General features: G+C 26.5%; 21 protein-coding genes, 1 other RNA gene and 1 pseudogene. 1 reads left to right on the forward strand and 22 read right to left on the reverse strand.

The window, feature by feature from the left end:
• Positions 1-285 (reverse strand): annotated as a pseudogene (locus OYV_RS00060) (zinc ABC transporter solute-binding protein); the annotation flags it as partial.
• Positions 286-1,642: 1,357 nt separating this feature from the next.
• Between OYV_RS00060 and OYV_RS00065 the strand changes: the two are divergent.
• Positions 1,643-2,548 carry a hypothetical protein gene (locus OYV_RS00065; protein ID WP_236620230.1) on the forward strand — a complete coding sequence of 302 codons (906 nt, stop codon included), beginning with the start codon at positions 1,643-1,645 and terminating at the stop codon, positions 2,546-2,548.
• 285 nt (positions 2,549-2,833) lie between these two features.
• Here the strand turns inward: OYV_RS00065 and rnpB are convergent.
• The 21 genes from rnpB to OYV_RS00160 all read right to left on the reverse strand — a co-directional run bounded on the left by rnpB (position 2,834) and on the right by OYV_RS00160 (position 17,323).
• An RNA gene (rnpB, locus tag OYV_RS04530) (RNase P RNA component class B) lies at positions 2,834-3,205 on the reverse strand.
• Positions 3,206-3,300: 95 nt separating this feature from the next.
• The gene (locus OYV_RS05185) at positions 3,301-3,462 is read right to left on the reverse strand and encodes a hypothetical protein (RefSeq protein WP_236620231.1); all 162 of its coding nucleotides are present in this window, start codon (positions 3,460-3,462) and stop codon (positions 3,301-3,303) included.
• A gap of 153 nt (positions 3,463-3,615) precedes the next feature.
• Positions 3,616-3,816 (reverse strand): phage-associated protein, encoded by a 201-nt coding sequence (locus OYV_RS05190; protein ID WP_011160465.1) that lies wholly within the window; start codon positions 3,814-3,816, stop codon positions 3,616-3,618.
• 341 nt (positions 3,817-4,157) lie between these two features.
• Positions 4,158-5,417 carry a GTPase ObgE gene (gene obgE / locus OYV_RS00080; protein ID WP_042067528.1) on the reverse strand — a complete coding sequence of 420 codons (1,260 nt, stop codon included), beginning with the start codon at positions 5,415-5,417 and terminating at the stop codon, positions 4,158-4,160.
• A gap of 35 nt (positions 5,418-5,452) precedes the next feature.
• Complete coding sequence (gene rpmA, locus OYV_RS00085; protein ID WP_011160463.1) at positions 5,453-5,731, reverse strand: 50S ribosomal protein L27; 279 nt, start codon at positions 5,729-5,731, stop codon at positions 5,453-5,455.
• Between the two features lies 1 nt (position 5,732).
• Positions 5,733-6,068, reverse strand: a complete 336-nt coding sequence (locus OYV_RS00090; protein ID WP_011160462.1) for a ribosomal-processing cysteine protease Prp — start codon at positions 6,066-6,068, stop codon at positions 5,733-5,735.
• A gap of 5 nt (positions 6,069-6,073) precedes the next feature.
• A complete protein-coding gene (rplU, locus tag OYV_RS00095; protein ID WP_041624647.1) occupies positions 6,074-6,382 on the reverse strand; it encodes a 50S ribosomal protein L21 in 309 nt (102 codons plus the stop codon).
• A gap of 181 nt (positions 6,383-6,563) precedes the next feature.
• Positions 6,564-7,490: a rhodanese-related sulfurtransferase gene (locus OYV_RS00100; protein WP_041624644.1), complete on the reverse strand. Its 927-nt coding sequence runs from the start codon at positions 7,488-7,490 to the stop codon at positions 6,564-6,566.
• A 200-nt stretch (positions 7,491-7,690) separates the two neighbouring features.
• A complete protein-coding gene (locus OYV_RS00105; RefSeq protein WP_011160459.1) occupies positions 7,691-8,014 on the reverse strand; it encodes a hypothetical protein in 324 nt (107 codons plus the stop codon).
• Positions 8,015-8,207: 193 nt separating this feature from the next.
• Positions 8,208-9,482 (reverse strand): serine--tRNA ligase, encoded by a 1,275-nt coding sequence (gene serS / locus OYV_RS00110; protein WP_011160458.1) that lies wholly within the window; start codon positions 9,480-9,482, stop codon positions 8,208-8,210.
• Positions 9,483-9,668: 186 nt separating this feature from the next.
• A complete protein-coding gene (locus tag OYV_RS00115; protein ID WP_041624641.1) occupies positions 9,669-9,911 on the reverse strand; it encodes a hypothetical protein in 243 nt (80 codons plus the stop codon).
• Between the two features lie 99 nt (positions 9,912-10,010).
• Positions 10,011-10,274, reverse strand: coding sequence for a hypothetical protein (locus OYV_RS00120; protein WP_041624639.1), 264 nt, complete (start codon positions 10,272-10,274; stop codon positions 10,011-10,013).
• A gap of 146 nt (positions 10,275-10,420) precedes the next feature.
• Positions 10,421-10,681, reverse strand: a complete 261-nt coding sequence (rpsT, locus tag OYV_RS00125; RefSeq protein ID WP_011160456.1) for a 30S ribosomal protein S20 — start codon at positions 10,679-10,681, stop codon at positions 10,421-10,423.
• Between the two features lie 576 nt (positions 10,682-11,257).
• Positions 11,258-11,503: a hypothetical protein gene (locus OYV_RS00130; protein ID WP_011160455.1), complete on the reverse strand. Its 246-nt coding sequence runs from the start codon at positions 11,501-11,503 to the stop codon at positions 11,258-11,260.
• 177 nt (positions 11,504-11,680) lie between these two features.
• Positions 11,681-12,409, reverse strand: coding sequence for an amino acid ABC transporter ATP-binding protein (locus OYV_RS00135; protein ID WP_042067532.1), 729 nt, complete (start codon positions 12,407-12,409; stop codon positions 11,681-11,683).
• Position 12,410: 1 nt separating this feature from the next.
• A complete protein-coding gene (locus tag OYV_RS00140; RefSeq protein ID WP_042067534.1) occupies positions 12,411-14,207 on the reverse strand; it encodes an ABC transporter substrate-binding protein/permease in 1,797 nt (598 codons plus the stop codon).
• 559 nt (positions 14,208-14,766) lie between these two features.
• Positions 14,767-14,898, reverse strand: a complete 132-nt coding sequence (locus OYV_RS05485) for a hypothetical protein (protein WP_269077272.1) — start codon at positions 14,896-14,898, stop codon at positions 14,767-14,769.
• A gap of 92 nt (positions 14,899-14,990) precedes the next feature.
• Complete coding sequence (locus OYV_RS00145; protein WP_042067536.1) at positions 14,991-15,578, reverse strand: ABC transporter permease subunit; 588 nt, start codon at positions 15,576-15,578, stop codon at positions 14,991-14,993.
• Between the two features lie 144 nt (positions 15,579-15,722).
• The gene (locus OYV_RS00150) at positions 15,723-16,064 is read right to left on the reverse strand and encodes a hypothetical protein (protein WP_042067538.1); all 342 of its coding nucleotides are present in this window, start codon (positions 16,062-16,064) and stop codon (positions 15,723-15,725) included.
• Between the two features lie 75 nt (positions 16,065-16,139).
• Positions 16,140-16,964 carry a transporter substrate-binding domain-containing protein gene (locus OYV_RS00155; RefSeq protein WP_081931901.1) on the reverse strand — a complete coding sequence of 275 codons (825 nt, stop codon included), beginning with the start codon at positions 16,962-16,964 and terminating at the stop codon, positions 16,140-16,142.
• 41 nt (positions 16,965-17,005) lie between these two features.
• A complete protein-coding gene (locus tag OYV_RS00160) occupies positions 17,006-17,323 on the reverse strand; it encodes a hypothetical protein (protein WP_042067542.1) in 318 nt (105 codons plus the stop codon).
• Positions 17,324-17,874: the final 551 nt, after the last annotated feature.

A 17,874-nucleotide genomic window follows, 5' to 3' on the forward strand; every position in this document is an offset into this window, starting at 1 on the left:
GGTTTTGTAATTGTGCGGATCAATTCCTACTCCCATCAAAGAATCAACTTGAATACCTTCAATTTTTTGATATTCGTTTTGTTCTTCTTCTGCCACATCACCAACTAAATGCTTGACTAAATCTTTTAACATGGTAGTAGTCGTTACTATTTGTAAATCTTTTGAAGCAGTTTTGGCATTATTGGCTTTTGTCAAAGACAAAAAAGGAATAGACAAAATCAGTGTTGTTATTGTTGCCAAAAGAAAAATGATTGTTTTTTGTTTGTGTTTAATAAAAAAATCCATAATTATGGTCTCCTTTTGCCTTTCTGAATTAATTTAAAATGATCTAAAATGGAACTATTTTGTGAGGCAAAAAACGATGTTATAAAAAATATCTAATGATATGCAATTATAAATTAGTGGTTTTGGGATTTCTTTGTAAAATCCATCATTAAAAATTTCAATTTTGATACAGTTATGGCTATACATTTGTGATAAAGTAGCAAAAATATTTAATTATAATGAGGGCTAATTTGTTATTTGGGGGGGTTGGGTTGGGTTAATTTTAGTAATAAAATGTTTTTATTTTATATTTTAAAATAACTTTATTACTTATAATTTCATTTTTTAAAATGTGTTTCATATTTACATTATGAAAAAACTAAAACTTTAAAGATATTTATTATATCTTAATATAAATTAATGCAAAATATTATGCAAGTATTTTTGAAATGGTTTTGTAATACCTCGTATAAATGACCCTGAATAAATATAAAAAAGGGGGGTACAAAAACTAAATTAAGGTGTTAAGGGAAATGTTGCAAATATAATAATTTAGTGCCAAAGTTATTAAAAAAAGATACAAATATGGCTTTAGGGTGCAAAATTGATAAAACTTACAATAATTAACAAAATCTAAATTACAATTAACGCTAATTTGTTGTTGGTGGTGTTTGTTGCGAAAAATGATAAAATTATGGCTAAGAATTAAATAAAAGATGCTATTAACACAATAATAAACTTAGAAAATATGCTTATTATTTTCCAAAACATTGCAAACATATTATAAAAATAATTTAATTAATGATTAATATATTGGGGGATTATATAAATTATTATACAAATAAGATTTTATTTTATGAAAATCAATTGTAAAATAGAAATATATCCATTGTGTAAATTGTATATAATTAAAAATAAAGAATAAATATAGTTAATTTATTATCTTATTTGTTTTGCTAATGTGTGATTTGTGAAAAATTAACAAAATTAATAAAATTAGAAATAAATAATTTATAAAGTTAGTAGTTGCTTTTGAATATTTTAAATCTAAGATAAGTAAGAGTTTAGAGTTAAGACTCAAAATATTTAAATAATCATACTTATATTATAGTATAAAATTGTTAAAATTAAACATAAAAAAACAAAAAAATCACTTTTGGCACAATATTTTAATTCAAATTTTTTTATTTGGGGGGTAAAATAAAATTAAAGGATGCAAAGTTGTTGAAAAAGGCACAATAATAAAATGTGATAAATACAAATGTTGCACAAAAAATATAATTATACTGTAATATTTTAATGGGGTTATTTTTGAAACCCTTTAATATTTATAGAAAAGTAAAATATTTGTAATATGCAAATCCAAAGAAAAGCAATTATGCGTTTGTTTCCCAAATACTTTACTTTAATTTTATTCATGATTTTATTGGGCATACATTTTTGCAATCAAATTAGTATTTATGCTGGAAAACAACAACAACTAGAAAACATCCAAGAAAAGGAAAATGGAGGAGGGGTTGAAAAAAATGCAAATAACACAAAACAAAAACCCCAAATAATAAATAATCTGCCTTTAAAAAATTTAAAGAATCCCAAAAATTTCGAACAATTATTTCCCCTAGAAAAAAGAACAATCAATGATTTTAGTTATTATAAACAAAATAATCAATTAACCAAAGAAGATATTATAATTGCTTTAAATGGCATACTTAAAGAAATAAATAAAGAATCAAACATCCAAATACAAAGCGATGATTTTGAAATAGCAAGCGAACAATTAGAAGAAAAATATGAATCGGAAGAAATGCAATGGCAAGGCAGTTTTCAAATTGAAGATATATTGGGCAATAAAATAGAATTTAATTTTACTAAAAAAACGATAAACTTGGAGGACATTATTACAAATGCCCATTTAGGAACAATACAAATAACACCTAATATTACTGATGAACAAAGAAAGCAATTAATATGTGAAGCTATTTGGCAAAAAAATCCTCAACTTAAAAATAAATTTTTACCTAAAGATTTTCAATTTAGCAAAAACAAAGATGGCAGTAATAATTTTTGTAAAATAGAATACGATTTAGCAAAAGAAGACCAATATCACGAATATGAAAGCGAAATGGAACTAGAAATTAACTATCAACAAGAAACAAATGCAGCTTCAACAACTAAAACTACTACAACAAATTCAATAATTTTTTATACAATTATAACAATTATAACTGGTCTAATAGTTGCTTTTTTACTCATTTTAATTTATAAAATCAAACATCAAAAATAAATAAATTGCTATCTTTAATTATTTAATATCTTTCAAGAAATATCACAATATAAAAACATAAAGACAATGAAAGCCAAACTTTACAGTTTGGCTTTTTTGTTTATAAAGGGGGAACAAATAATTTTTAAATTACTTAAAAACAAATAAAATACAATAATTATAAATGAATAATATAAATAACATTAATTATAATTCTTGCCAAAATATAGATATACCAAATGATAAATATAATAGCAAACAAATAATCTTTATTGATTTTTAAATAATTTAATAAAAAAGGTCAATGTGCATAAGCCATGTTCTGTTCTTGTTAAACAAGTGTGGCTATTTATCTTCTACTAATAAGTAGTGCAAAACTAATTTCATTTAATCGCTTTGCATGCCCCTACCATTATTTTGGGTTGTTAGCTTGAGGGGTTTATCGCGTTTCACTTAATTATTTCTAATTAACTCGTCTCTGTGACACTTTCAGTTTTTATCTCATAGATTAAAATAATGTAATTATTGCAATCCTTAGAGCTAAAAAACGCCGTTACTTTTTACAGTACTCTAAGTTATTAATTCCTTAGACACAAACACTACATGCAATCGCAGCATGTGCTAACATGGACTTTCCTAAGCTTAAAATACTTATTTTAAACCTCAGCCACTTCCATTGACCTCTTTTATTGTATCAAACATTAAAGTAAAATGCAATCTTTAAATTATGTTTGTAGATATTTTATTAATTTTATTTAACAATCCACAATATTTTACATCCTTTGTAAACAAGTAGGAAAATATTTAGGAAAAACATACGAATTACTAGAATCTTTAAAATAATAATATATTGCCTCATCAGGAATATAACAGGCTTTGGGAAAATGATACATTGGAGTTTCTTCAAAATAATTATCAAAGGGAGCTTCTCTCATGGATTGCCTCATCAAAGATCTTGAATCTACCCATCCATATTTGGAAATAATGAAATCCATTACTTGTTTTATTTCCCAATTTAATTTACTTTCACAAGTTTGAGAAATAAGCTCTTTAATAATTTCGTCTTTGTCATAATGTTTAAGTTTTTGTTATAATCTTTTAAAAACAGGTCCTTTTTGCCATGCTTCTACTAGATTAACAGACAAAGATTCTTTATATTTAAATAAATAAGCAGCATAAGAATAGTAAAGTAGCTTTTGGAGTTTCATATGATTAACATCAATTTTTTTAATAATATAATTAGCATAATCAGATATATAAATTCTAGTATTTCTAGTTACAAAATTCATGATTTAGTCCTTTTGTTTTAAGTATTTGTTTTTGCTTTTTATTTTATTATAACTCAATTTTGATGAATTAGGTTATATTTTTGATTGGGGAAAGTAAAATTTTGGGTTGTTTAAGGGGGGGTTGTTGTTTTGTTTGCTTTGTATATTGTTTTTGTTGATTTTGGGTAATAAAAAAGATCTTATATTAAGATCTTGCATTTGTTTATTTAGTTTTGGGGGCAAAAAAGATTTATAATGGGAGGTTATGAAGTGTAAGAAAAATATTTTTAAATAATAAGGGGAGTGATTTAGCATTTTTTTATGGAGCAAAAATATAATTTCTTTATGTTATAATTACCAAATTATAAAAAATAAAACAAACGATCACAAATTTTAACTTGATCTCCTGGTTTGGCTCCTTGTTTTTGTAATTGTTCTTCCATTCCTATTTTTTTCAATATTCTATTAAATCTTTTTACAGCTTCTTCGTTGTTAAAATCAGTACGATGAAAAAAAGTTTCTACTTGCTTACCGGACACAACAAAAACAGAATCACTTTCTTTAATAACAGAAATAGTATTTTGATTATCAGGAAGGGTGTATAATTTAAAGTCGTTGTTTTTGTTTGGAGTAACTTCTAAGGGAGTATTTTGCAAAAGGGAGCTCATTTCATATTTTAAGGTCTCTAAATTATCAAAAGAAACTAAAGAAAGAGGGATAATTGGTTGGTCTTTGATTTGTTGTTTTAAAAGAGTAAGTTTTTGCAAAGCATCAGGTAAATCCATTTTATTGGTAACAATAATTTGTTTTTTAAGTAATAATTGGGGATTGTATTGACTTAATTCTTGATTTAAAGTTTGGAAATCTTGGTAAGGATTGGCACTTTCCATACTTAAAATATGAACTAAAACACGACATCTTTCAATATGTTTTAAAAATTGAATTCCCATACCGCAACCTAAATGAGCATTGGCAATTAGTCCTGGTAGGTCAGCAACTACAAAACTAAAACCATCTACTTCAACAACTCCTAAATGAGGTTTAATTGTGGTAAAAGGATAGGAAGCAACTTTGGGTTGGGCTTTGGAAATAGCAGAAATAAGAGAGGATTTACCAACACTTGGAAAACCTAATAAACCAATATCAGCTAAAACTTTAAGTTCTGTTTTGATTTTAAAACTTTCACCTAAATCACCTTTTTCAGCATAACTTGGAGCTTGATTTTTAAAAGTAGCTAATGCTTTATTACCTTTGCCGCCTTTGCCGCCTTTAGCAATAACTAAGGTTTGTTGATCGTATAAAATCTCTCCTAAAAACTTGTTATCAGCAGTATAAAAAACTGTCCCCAAAGGAACTTTAACATAAAGATGAGGGGCGTTGGCTCCATTTTGACCTTTATTTTTGCCATTTATTCCATGTGGTGCTTTAAGATGTTTTTGATATTTTAATTTTAATAAGGTAGTCTCGTCTTTGTCGCCTACAAAAATAACAGACCCGCCTTTGCCACCATTGCCACCAGCAGGTCCTCCAAAAGCTACATATTTTTCTCTTCTAAAAGCAACGATGCCATGACCACCATTGCCAGCAAAAACTTCATTAAAGGCTTCATCAACAAAATGCAAACTAAATACCTGCTTTCATTAAATGCATAAAAAAATTATTGCAGATAAACAGAAACTTTTTTACGACCATGCTTTTTTTCAAATTTAATAATGCCACTCATTTTAGCAAATAAAGTGTCATCCCCACCTCTACCAACATTAAAACCAGGGTGAATTTTGGTTCCTCTTTGACGATAAATAATAGCGCCTGCTTTGGCAAATTGACCGTCAGAAAGTTTAGCACCTAATCTTTTGGAATGAGAATCTCTACCGTTTCGAGTAGAACCTGCTCCTTTTTTAGAAGCAAATAACTGGATTTGTAATTGCAATAACATGTTATAACCTCTTTCTTGTTTGAATTTTAGATATTTTTTTAAAATTATTGGGATATTGTTTGGCTAAATTGCAGATAGTGTATTCTAAATTATCTAGCAAAGTAAAAAGAACAGTATTTTGGGTGGTTTTCACTTCTAATTCAAACAACTTATCTTGTAGATTATAGGTAATATCTGTTTGGAATTGAAGTTTTTCTAAAGCATTTAAAGTTACAATAATAGCAGTAGAAACCGAAGCACACACAATATCAAAACCTTTAGGAGCATATAAAGCGTGCCCCCAAACTTGAATACTAGTAATTTTTTTTTGTTCTTTGTAAAAACAATAGCGAATCATAGTTTTTAAACAGTGATTTTAGTAATCAAAAGTTTAGTATAGGATTGTCTGTGTCCTTGTTTACAACGATATTTTTTACGTTTTTTATACTTAAACACAATAATTTTTTTAGCGCGGTCGTGCTTGATTACTTGAGCTGTTACTTTAGCGTCTTTAACAAAAGGGGTGCCTAAAACAGGATTGGAGCCACCAACAGCTAAAACTTCTTGAAATTGATAAGTTGTTTCTGGCTCAACATTTAGTTTTTCAACATAAATTTCTTGTCCTTCAAAAACACGGAATTGTTTTCCTCCAGTTTTGATGATTGCAAACATTTTCTTTCCTCCTTGCAAAAATTGCAAATTATCTTGGATAATTTATTGGATCTGATAATAATTAATTGTTTAAAAACAATGGTTTTTATATTTTTTTAATTGGGTATTGCAGCCAAACCAAAAAAATACAATAATCATACATTATTATAACATATCTTATTAAAATATGAGTGTTTTTTTGTTATGAGTTTGGATTATTGTGCTTTTTGAGATATCTATTTTGCGGATGGTTGCTACATTTATCACTGCAAGCTCCTAAATATTTGTGTTCGTTATATTCGTGGCACAAAATTTGTTTGTTGCATTGAGGATTAGAGCAATTAATATAGCGTTCACAAGGAGTGCCATCAAAATAGTCTTTACCAACGATAACATGTTCTTTTTGATTAACAGGAACTGCTATTCTTTGATCAAAGACATACATTTGACCATCCCACAAAGCACCTTGAGTTTCGGGGTGTTTGCCATAAGAAATGATACCTCCTTCTAATTGATAGACATCATCGAAACCTTCTTTTTTTAAGAAAGTGCTAAATTTTTCACAACGCACACCACCAGTACAATAAGTTACGATTTTTTTATCTTTTAATAAATGGGTGTTTTGTTTGACCCAATTTGGCAAATCACGAAAATGTCTAATATTGGGATTAACTGCATTTCTGAAGTGTCCTAAATCATATTCATAGTCATTACGAGCATCAAGAATTAAAGTATCTTTTTCTTGCAAGGCTTGCAAAAATTCTTGAGGAGCTAAATAAGCACCTTTGTCCTTAGTAAGATCAACGTTTTCTTGAAGACTCAAATTAACCAATTCGGGCTTAACTTTAATAGAAAGACGCGGGAAAACGTGTGCCTCTACAGTTTCCATTTTAAAAACGGTGTTGCAAAAACGAGGATCTTGTTTTAGTTGATCCATGTATTTATGTATTTGTTCTTCTGGACCTGACAAAGTACCGTTTATACCTTCTTGGGCAACGATAATACGTCCTAAAAGTCCTATAGATTCACAATATTTAAAATGTTGGTCTCTAAAAGTTTGGGGGTCTTTTATTGGAGCATATTGATAATACAAAATAACTAAGTATTGGGAGTTAGAAGTTTGTGTCATAAAATAATTATGCCTCTTTTCAATTGAGATTGCATGCAAAATCTGATTAATTTGGACTTTATTTTATTATTAAAATAAATTGTTAGGAATTTGAAACAATGAATGATTAATGTTTTTGGCTTCATTTATAATTTTTTATTTAAGATTTTTATGGAGCAAATCTTAAACTCTAATAAATATTAAGGATTATAAAATAAATTTTAGGGGCGTTCTTTCCAAAAAATATACATATTTTGAGCACCATTTAACATTTGTTTTAAATCATCTAAACTATATTTTATTTCGCCTTTGAAACTTGCAGTCCTTGTGCCACCATCAAAAAAGACTCCTAATAAATCCGAAGAAGCGTCTTTAATACGGCACAAAAGACAAGGATAAGTTTGGATAGTCTCGGAATTATAACAAGGATAATTAGATACAAAACCCCAAAAAGATGGATTAATATTGGTTTTGATATAGGTTTTTATTTGTTGAGGAAAAGTTTGAGAATTGTGGGGTCGTAAATAAATGTTTTTAATTTGCATATTGATATTACCTCACAATTATTTTTGAAGATGAAAGTAATGAATTTTTGAGGTTTCCTTTGAAAATGGTGAAAAAAATAGTAAAGGTTTTGTTAGTGGCTTTTGTTTTACCAATAAAAAACGCCGAATCACTTTATTTTTCATAAAAGATTCGACTCTATATTCTAAATTATTCTTGTTAAAAACATTCAAATTACTTGATAATATCGGTTCCTAAATAAGGCTGTAAAACTTCAGGAACTGTAATAGTACCATCTTGGTTTTGATAATTTTCCAAAATAGCAATGACAGTTCTTCCAACAGCCAAACCTGAACCGTTTAGAATATGAACGTATTCATTTTTATTATTTGCAGGATTTTTCATTTTAATATTGGCGCGTCTTGCTTGGAAATCGCAAGAATTACTGATAGAACCAATTTCACGATAACAATTATAGCTTGGTAAAAAAACTTCTAAATCATAAGTTTTTGCCATACTAAAACCCAAATCCCCAGTAGAAAGTAAAACAACACGATAAGGAAGTTTGAGCAGTTTTAGCACTTCTTCGGAATCTTTTAACATTTGGTCTAGACATTCATAAGAATTTTGGGGATGGCAAAACTGGATTAATTCTACTTTATTAAATTGATGTTGTCTAAAAATTCCTCTAGTATCTTTGCCAGCTGAGCCTGCTTCTTGGCGAAAAGCAGTAGTGTAGGCGACGTATTTAATGGGAAGTGTGTCTGGTTTAAAAATTTCTTCACGATGCAAATTAATAGTAGGAACTTCTGCTGTAGGATTTAGATACCAATTATTTTTGGAGTTGTAAAGCTTGTAGACTTCATCTTCAAACTTGGGTAATTGACCTGTTGCAAACATTGATTTTTCATTGATAATATAAGGAGGAATAATTTCTTGATAACCTTTTTTATTATGAAGATCCATCATAAATTGAATTAAGGCTCTTTCGAGGCGTGCTCCTAGCCCTTTGCAAACAACAAATCCACTACCAGAAATTTTAGAAGCCCTTTTAAAGTCGAGAATATCTAATTTTTCAGCTAAATAAACATGGTCTTTGGGCGTAAATGCAAAAGTTCTTATTTGTCCTGCGCAATACAATTCCTTATTGTCCTTATCGTTTGTGCCAATTGGTAAAGAATCGTGTGGTAAATTGGGGGTAATGCTTAAAATATCAAAAATTTCTTGTTCTTTTAGTTTTAACTTTTGTTCTAGTTTTTGTAAATCATCACGCAAAAAATTAGTGTCTTGCAAAACAAGAGTAATATCTTCTTTGGCGTTAGCTTTTTGGGCAACTTTTTTAGCTGATTGATTTTTTTGACTTCTTAAATCCTGTATTTCCAAAAGTAAAGATTTTCTTTGTTGTGCTAAAAGAGGCAATTTATTTAAATAAGCAAAATTTTGTTGCCTTTTTTCTAATTTTGCAATAACAGATGGCAGATTTTGGACTACAAAATTCAAATCTAACATAAAAAAATACCTCTTTACTTTGGGAAAAATTAATTTAATGGTGGAAAAAATAATAAGTTTTAATTGGAAAAATATAAATGTAGTAAGAATATAAATTTTGTTAGTTAATGGGGTTTGAAAAATTTTTACTTATTTTTATTATTAAAACCATTTATAAATTCAAACCACCAATGTAGAAATTCTTCACTAGAATAAAGTTTTCTTGTAGGAGATTTCATATTTGGTACCTAAAAATTTATTAACTTCATTTACACCTTTTTTTACTGTGGTTTGTGCAAAATATTTAGGTTCGTTCTTTAATGCTGTAACATATAAATTAGCTCCACAAACAACACCTACTAAAAAACCCACAATAAATAAGAAAATATTTAAAAATATATTTTTGTGCTCTTTGTAATGGTTTGTCATAAATCCAAATTGTTTTTTCATAAATAAATATTCCTTAGAAATTATATTTTAATAATTATAAAAAGAAAAATGTAAAAGTATTTATAAATAAATAATAAGCAAATAATAAACTTAAATATTTTACAATATTTGTATTAATGTTTTTGTTTGTTTGTTGATAAAATCAAACCATAAATGCATCAAATTATCAGATAAAGAAGGCGGCATTAATACATCTTTGCCAATAACTTTATTAGAAATATTATTAATTGTAGTGCTAGATCCTTTTTTAAGGATATATTTAGGTTCATTTAATAACGATCTAAAATATAGACTTGTCCCTAAAACTGATCCTACAATAAATCCTGAAGTTACATAAATTACTTTATTTGCCCAAAAAAACATAAATTTATCAACCTTTTCCACTCAAATATATTTAAATAAAATAATTACAATTAAAATATTAATGTTATGTTTGTTGGTCCAATATTATGATAAGTTTTGATGTTTGTTTTAATTAATGTGGTTTTTGTGAGTTTTGTAAAGAAAAATTAAAGGGTATTTACTAATTTTTGTAAATCAGATTTGTTTCTAGCAGAAAAGTTAGCGTGATAAACTCTTTTAGAAACCCCTTTATCAAATTTTTTATAAGCTACACTTAATAAAGCTAAGGCTTTTTGTTTATCAGCGTTTGCAACTGCAGTTTTTACTTGTTTTACCACTGTTTTTACAGATGATTTAAAAGAAACATTTTGCAAACGACGTTTTTCATTAGTTTTATTACGTTTTTTTTGTTGTTTAATATTAGCCATGATTATAATCTCCTTTTTTTAGTTACTTAATTATCAATTTATTATTAATAACTCTACTGAGGATTATACCAAAATTTAGATAAAAAAGCAATAAAATAGTGTAATTATAGTGTTTTTTATATCTTTTGCATTGCATAATAAATTATGTAATATTTGTAAAAATAAAATTATGGAAACTCGTTTATGGAGATTTTTTTATAACTCGAAACAATACCCAAAATTACTTTCAAATACTTATTCATTTAACTTTTTAAAATATTTTTTTTCAAATGCATCAGGAGTAGCATAATTAAGTTATGAATGCATTCTTTATAAATTATAATATGACATATATTTACAAATAGCTTCAATCATAACTTTTTTACTAATAGTTCTAGGGTTTGGAATGCCATAATAAATACATTAACATTTAAAAGAAGAAAAGAAAGAAGTTAAATAAGCACAAGGAGAAGATTGTCCTTTTTGAATCCTTTGTCTATCTTCAAAACTCTGAATTAAATTTTTGTTTTCTAAAATTTCTTCAACATCCAATTTATAATATGGAAATTTAAGATAAGAATGAAAAATGCAATCATTTTAAAATACATTTAATTTATCAACAGTACCTATAATTAAAGATGCGCCTTCATAATAAGAAACATGATAAGCCAAAATTTTGCGACTATATGTATCTAGGACAACTGAAACATATAAAACTTTATCATGGTAATAAACTTCGGTAATGCCACCACATAATATTTGATGAGGTCTTGTAGCTTTCATATTTTTAGCAAGATTTAAAAATTGACGATTTAATATCATTTCTTCATTATAATATTGCATATTTATCTATCTCCATTTATTTATTATAATCATTCCTAAACATTTAAAACATTAAATAATTCTATCACCCTAAATTATAAACAATTACAACAATTTATCTGCCCCAAAAGAAAGGAAAACCCAAACTGAAATTACAGTTTGGTTTATTTTAATAAATAATGATACATTTATAAGGAATCAAAAATCTTCAAAAAAAGCCTTAGATTTAGGAAACTTATCAGTTTCAAAAATTTCTTTCGGAGTACCTTTTTCAAGAATTTTACCTTGTTCCATAAAATAAATAGTATCAGATACTCTTTGAGCAAATTTCATTTCATGAGTTACAATAATAAGATTTATTTTTTTCTCTGATAATTTTTGTAAAGTTTGTAATACTTGCAAAGTAGATTCAGGATCTAGGGCAGAAGTTGGTTCATCTAAAAGAATAACTTCAGGTTTCATACATAAAACTCTAGCAATAGCAACACGTTGTTTTTGTCCCCCTGAAAGAGTTTCTACTCTTTGATTAGCAAGAGCTTCTAAATCTAGTTCTTTTAACCGTTCTAAAGCATTTTCTTGAGCTTCTTGTTTAGATAACTTTAATACTTTCATCGGAGCTAAACAACAATTTTCTAATACTGTTTTTCCTTCAAATAAATTAAAATTTTGAAACACCATTCCTACTTTAGTTCTTAGATCAGATAATTTTACTCCTTTATCTAAGATATTTTTATTATCAATTAAAATTTGACCAGAATTAGGTTCTTCTAATAGATTAAAACATCTTAATAAAGTAGATTTCCCTGAACCTGAAAAACCAATAATAGTTACTATTTCTTGTTTTTTAATTTTTAAATTAATATTTTTTAAAATCTCTTTATCGCCAAACTTTTTACAAAGATCTTTAACTTCAATTAAATATTGCATTCTAAACTCCTTTTTTTTGTTTTTCTAAATATTTAACAAATAAATTAGCAATCGTAATTAAAACTAAATAAATACAAGCAGTAATAGCATAAGGAATAGCAATGCTTCCTGTTTGAACAATTTGAGTTTTGGCTTTCCATGCTACATCTAACAGACCAACCAAACCACCAAAACAAGCACTATCTTTAATATTTACAATAAATTGTTGTACTACAAAAGGAAGTGATCTTTTAAGCGTTTGGGGGAAAATAACACAAAAAAATGTTTGTCTTTGAGTCATTCCTAAAGCTAGAGAAGCTTCTACTTGTCCTTTATCTAAAAACTTAATATTTTGTAATAAAATATTTGTAATACTAACTGCTGAATTTAATAATAACACTATAATACCTGAATACATCGGATTTAATTCAGGATTATAAGCTCTCCAACCAAAATGAACTATAATCATTTGAGTTGCTACTGGAATTGATTTAAAAATATAAAGTATTGCATCAAGCAAGTAAAGAAAACTTTGTATTAACCCTACAATAAAGGGATTTTGTGTTTGATAATTAGGTTTAATACTTTTAATCCATGTTAAAACAATAGCTAAGATAAAACCTACAATAACTCCATCTAATGCAAGTAATAAAGTAGTTTTTAAAGGTGTGGCATAATCAAGTAAAACAAGAGATACTTTTTGATACCAATTTAATCCTTGTTTTTGACTTAACTCTTTTAAAGATTGTTCTAACCATTTATTAGTTATTTCTTTAAATTTAGATATTTTGTCTTCTAAAGTTGTTATTCTATTTCGGTCTTGTTTGTCAGTTGGTTTTGATTGTTCTTCTTTTAATTCTTTTGTTAACTCAATTATACCTTTAACATCTAAATCATCACCCTCTAGAACAAGTTTTTCTTTTTTTAAAACTTCTTTAAAAGCATTATTAATTGGAGTAATTAATTTTGTATTACCTTTTTTAACTACAATTCCTAAACCTGTAGGAGAAACAGTAAAACGAGCATCATCAGATATAATTGATATATGTTTTAATTCATCATTTTGCGAAGCATAATATTTAGTAATATAACTATCAGTTACAAAAATATCAGAAGCTTTATCTTTAACGCTTTGAGCACACATAACAGCATCATCAATAGGATTGGATTTAGTAATGCGTAATAAATTTCCTAAATCTGATCTAATATTTTCAATAACTTTATCAGCCACAGAACCAGTAAGAGTTAAAAATTTAATTGGGTCTTTGGAATCTTTTAATATACCTTTTATATCTTCATATTTTACTTCTTTTGGCAAATCTTTAAAACGCGCATCATCTTTTCTTACTAAAAACCCTGTATTATCCAAAGTATAGGCAATAGGAAAATCAAAGTTTTCTTTTCTTTTATCAGTAATACTAATAGAAGAAATAGCTACATCAACTGAACCATTTTGAACAGCAGTAAACATCCCATCAAAATCAAAAAGACTAAATTTACAACCTTCATACTTTTCTTCTTGAGGTAATGCTTTTACTATTTTATCAATTAAGTCTATATCAAATCCTGAAATATATTCACCTTGAATAGTTCTATGAGCTTTACTTATATCTTTATCAGATTTAATAGTCAAACTATTAGGAGCTGCATCAGCTACCACAGCTACTCTTAAATATTTCTTAGAATTATTAACTCTTTGAAATAACCCCACACTAAAATGAAGCCATCCCCAAAAAATCATAAACATAAATAATAAAACATATTTAGTATATTTTAGATATTCAGTAATTTTGTATTTTTCTTTTTTCCTTTGAATCATAATATATAATTTTTACCTTCACTTTCAATTTTGGTGCTTGTAAAAACTATCTATTTGACAAATTTAATTTAAAATACCAAAAAACAAACATCATTGTTATAATAGATACAATAATTTTAATATACTTATGAATATGAAATCTATATTTGGGAGGCATCTTTTTAATTTTCATTTTTTAACCTTTTATTTATATATTATAAATATACATAAATTGTAATGTGCATCATTTATAAATATTTTTCAATTCTAAAACAATATCAAACTTTTAATAATAAGATATTTTTTAAAATAATACTTTATTATTTATGATAACATAAAAACAATTAAAATTAACATTTAATTAATATCAGTATAACTATTTTAATATAAAAGATTCAAAGGTAAGAAATAAATATTGGGTTAATAATTAAAATGTAGTGAGTTATGCATTAATTATCTTTATATTTTATATTAAGAATTAATATTTGTTTTATCTTAATATTTGTTTTATCTTAATATTTGTTTCTTATAATTCTTAAATTAATTTATTAAGCACTAACTACAGTTTTTAAAGCAGGATTTAATTTTTTTCTAAATATTTACTTAACATGTTAATAAATTGAATTAAAACTAAGTAAACAACGGAAAGTATTACAAATGGAGCAACTAAATCTCCTGTAACATTCATAGCATCATTTGTAACAAATGACATATCAATTAATGCAATTAATCCGAAGAAAGTACAAGCTTTAATATTAGTAACAAATTGTGCTACTACTAAAGGAACTGATTTTTTAATGCTTGTTAGAAAGTAACATAATAGAAGGTTTGTTTTTTATTAAATCCTAAAGATTGAGCCGCTTCTACTTGTCCTTTATCTACAAATTTAAGAGTTTGCATTAAAACAACAGCAATATTAGCAGCTGAATTTAATACAATGACAACTAATGCTGCATGAGTTTGATGCATTGTAGCGAAAATACTAGGCCACCATAAATGTCTTGCAAACCAAACTAACAATCCTTGAGCAGCAATTGGAACTCCATTTAATAACCAAACATAAAAATCTACAAATTTAGAACCTACTTGTTTAACACCTTTTACAAAGACATTATTTGTTCTAGAAAGAGTAGATTTATTTTTAACTGCTAATAGAACTAATGATAATAAGAATCCAAAAACAACACCATCAACAGCAAGTAATAAAGAAGTATAAAAAGGTTTTTTATAATTTGGTAAGTGATATTTAATTTTTCCCCATAAAGAATCGTCTCCTTTTTGAACAAAACCCTTTTCATTATAAACAGTTTCATCAAATACTAATTTTAATCTTTCATCTATTTTATTTTTTATTGCTTCCTTTTTGGATGTCAAATGTTCGTATTTTTGCACATTTGGAGAATCATTTTCTGTTGCAGTTTGTGCTCTTTTAGTTTTATTTAATTCAACAAATTCTTGTTCTTGTGCTGCGTTTCTTTGATTTTTTGTATTTAATTCTTCGTATTTCTTTTTAACTTGTTCTAATTGAGTTTTGTCTTATTCGTCTAAACATTTTTCCAAAGTTTCTTTTTCTTTTTGGCTAACTTCTAATTCTTGTTGTTTTGAATTTAATACTCTTCTTGTTTTGGCTTCTTTAGTTTCGTCAAAAAACGCAAATAGATACTTTTTCAAAAATTGATATTCTTGTTCTTCGTCTAATGTTCTTTCTTGGTTTTTATTTTTTTCTTCTGGTGTACTTGAAAATTTGTATGATTTTTTAACTTTTAATTTATCATAATTTGTTTTGAAAGTTTGTCTTTGTGTACCACCTTTTAAACATTTAGTTAAAGTATCAACAACTTTTTTCAGTTGTTTCAATTCATTAGGTAAATTTTTCAATCTTTGTTTTGCTGCATCTTTTTGTAATGTATTATTAAGAGAAAACCAAGACCAAACTTTGAATAAAACTTCAAATTATTTTTCTTCATAATCATTTCTTGAATTAAGACCTTTTAATTCAGCAAATTTAGTTTCTTGGTCCTTTGTTCTTTGTGGTGCTAATCTTGGTTTTAATTTCCTAAGAGTTTCTAAAATCTTTTTAAGATCATATATTTTATCTTCTACTTTAAATGTTTTTGTACCATTATCTTCTTCTTTTTCTACTTCTTTTTTCTTAACATCTAAATCAAATAATTTTACTAAAGCATTATTAACTGCTTTTAGCATCTCTTTATCGCCTTTATGAACGGCAATACCTATCCCTTCAGGACTAGATAATAAAAGAGGATTATCAGTTTGAAGAGAAATATATTTTAAGTCTTTGTCACCTTCTACATTACCACGAGCAATAACATCATCAATTACATAAATAACTTCTTTGCCTCGTTCTTTATTTTCTCTTACTGCTTGTAAATTAGGAGCTGCATTATCAGAACCAGTTGCATAATTAATTAAATTATCTCTATATTTAGGGCTTAATTGTGCTTTCATATTTCCTTGTTTAAATAATTCTTTATCAGTGGTATTTGTAGCCATCGCAATAAAATTAAATTTTTTTGTTTTTCCTTCTTCTGCTGCTTTATCTGATAATTTTTCTAAATGTGCAAAAAGATCTTTATCTTGAACTTTAGAACCAGCTTCAAATTCTAAAAAATCAGGATTATCTTTTCTTACTATTAATGCATTCATAGGAACATTATAAACTACACTAAAATCCATTTTATCTCTTCTCTCAGGCATAATACTAAAACAAGCAGCAGCCATATCAGAATTTTTATATTCAATATCTCTCCCACTAATCCTGCAAAAGTATTAAGTCTTAAATCTAACTTTTTACCCATTTATTTGGCAACGTCTCTCATCAATAAAACCTCAAACCCAGTTAAGCGTTCTCCTCCTGTAGAAACAACACTATTTTGAGCTGAAGCTTTTTCCGATCGTAGACAAATAGGAATCATCCCTGAAAAAGTAGATGCTCTTAGAACATCGCCTTCTTGTTTGGTTTCACTAAACACTTGAACATGCAACCACCCCAAAACAACAAGCGAAACTCCTACTAATAAGTAATTTAGATACCGATATACTTTGTTTTTAGTAAAATATGCATTTGTCTTGGCAAAAAATACTTTTACTTGATTAAAATATTTTCTTAAGTCCATAAGTACAGTAAATTATCTCCTTTTTATATAATTTTATATATTTATTTTTTTAGTTATAATTTTTTTATAATTTTTATTTTGATAATGATAATACTCTTAAATTATTGTGTTCTTATAATTATTTTCTATAATTGTATTAATTCCTTAATTGTATTAATTCCTTAATTGTATTAATTCCTTAATTGTATTAATTCCTTTTTTGAATGACAAACAAAGATACACATACAATAAATAATTAAGCAAAAAATACATAACAAAACAAAGCAAAGTTATAATTGCAATTATAGTTTCATTAAACTTATAAATAATCAATAATAATATATTAATAAATAATAAATAATTTTTAAACATTAATCTATTACAAATCTATTACAAATTAATTTTTACTATCAGCTACTAAAAATATAATCACATAATACAAATAAAACTGTTCTTAAAGAACAATTAAAACGATAAATAAAACGATAATAACAATAATCAAAATAACCCAATTAAGGAAAAATTTCAATTATATTTTCCAATTCCCAGCCATAAATTAAAAATGATAATCA

This window comes from 'Chrysanthemum coronarium' phytoplasma (assembly GCF_000744065.1).
Lineage (GTDB): Bacteria > Bacillota_I > Bacilli_A > Acholeplasmatales > Acholeplasmataceae > Phytoplasma > Phytoplasma asteris.

What these genes read in the sequence shown, in the direction of transcription:
- OYV_RS00130 (WP_011160455.1), bottom strand. Translation starts at nt 11,503, where the DNA reads ATGCAATATTATAATGAAGAAATGATATTAAATCGTCAATTTTTAAAT.
- OYV_RS00100 (WP_041624644.1), bottom strand. Translation starts at nt 7,490, where the DNA reads ATGACACAAACTTCTAACTCCCAATACTTAGTTATTTTGTATTATCAA.
- rplU (WP_041624647.1), bottom strand. Translation starts at nt 6,382, where the DNA reads ATGTTTGCAATCATCAAAACTGGAGGAAAACAATTCCGTGTTTTTGAA.
- serS (WP_011160458.1), bottom strand. Translation starts at nt 9,482, where the DNA reads ATGTTAGATTTGAATTTTGTAGTCCAAAATCTGCCATCTGTTATTGCA.
- OYV_RS00120 (WP_041624639.1), bottom strand. Translation starts at nt 10,274, where the DNA reads ATGTTTTTTTGGGCAAATAAAGTAATTTATGTAACTTCAGGATTTATT.
- OYV_RS05485 (WP_269077272.1), bottom strand. Translation starts at nt 14,898, where the DNA reads ATGTCATTTGTTACAAATGATGCTATGAATGTTACAGGAGATTTAGTT.
- OYV_RS00115 (WP_041624641.1), bottom strand. Translation starts at nt 9,911, where the DNA reads ATGAAAAAACAATTTGGATTTATGACAAACCATTACAAAGAGCACAAA.
- OYV_RS05190 (WP_011160465.1), bottom strand. Translation starts at nt 3,816, where the DNA reads ATGAATTTTGTAACTAGAAATACTAGAATTTATATATCTGATTATGCT.
- OYV_RS00135 (WP_042067532.1), bottom strand. Translation starts at nt 12,409, where the DNA reads ATGCAATATTTAATTGAAGTTAAAGATCTTTGTAAAAAGTTTGGCGAT.
- OYV_RS00105 (WP_011160459.1), bottom strand. Translation starts at nt 8,014, where the DNA reads ATGCAAATTAAAAACATTTATTTACGACCCCACAATTCTCAAACTTTT.
- rpmA (WP_011160463.1), bottom strand. Translation starts at nt 5,731, where the DNA reads ATGTTATTGCAATTACAAATCCAGTTATTTGCTTCTAAAAAAGGAGCA.
- OYV_RS00065 (WP_236620230.1), top strand. Translation starts at nt 1,643, where the DNA reads ATGCGTTTGTTTCCCAAATACTTTACTTTAATTTTATTCATGATTTTA.
- rpsT (WP_011160456.1), bottom strand. Translation starts at nt 10,681, where the DNA reads ATGGCTAATATTAAACAACAAAAAAAACGTAATAAAACTAATGAAAAA.
- OYV_RS05185 (WP_236620231.1), bottom strand. Translation starts at nt 3,462, where the DNA reads ATGAGAGAAGCTCCCTTTGATAATTATTTTGAAGAAACTCCAATGTAT.
- OYV_RS00160 (WP_042067542.1), bottom strand. Translation starts at nt 17,323, where the DNA reads ATGGACTTAAGAAAATATTTTAATCAAGTAAAAGTATTTTTTGCCAAG.
- OYV_RS00090 (WP_011160462.1), bottom strand. Translation starts at nt 6,068, where the DNA reads ATGATTCGCTATTGTTTTTACAAAGAACAAAAAAAAATTACTAGTATT.
- OYV_RS00140 (WP_042067534.1), bottom strand. Translation starts at nt 14,207, where the DNA reads ATGATTCAAAGGAAAAAAGAAAAATACAAAATTACTGAATATCTAAAA.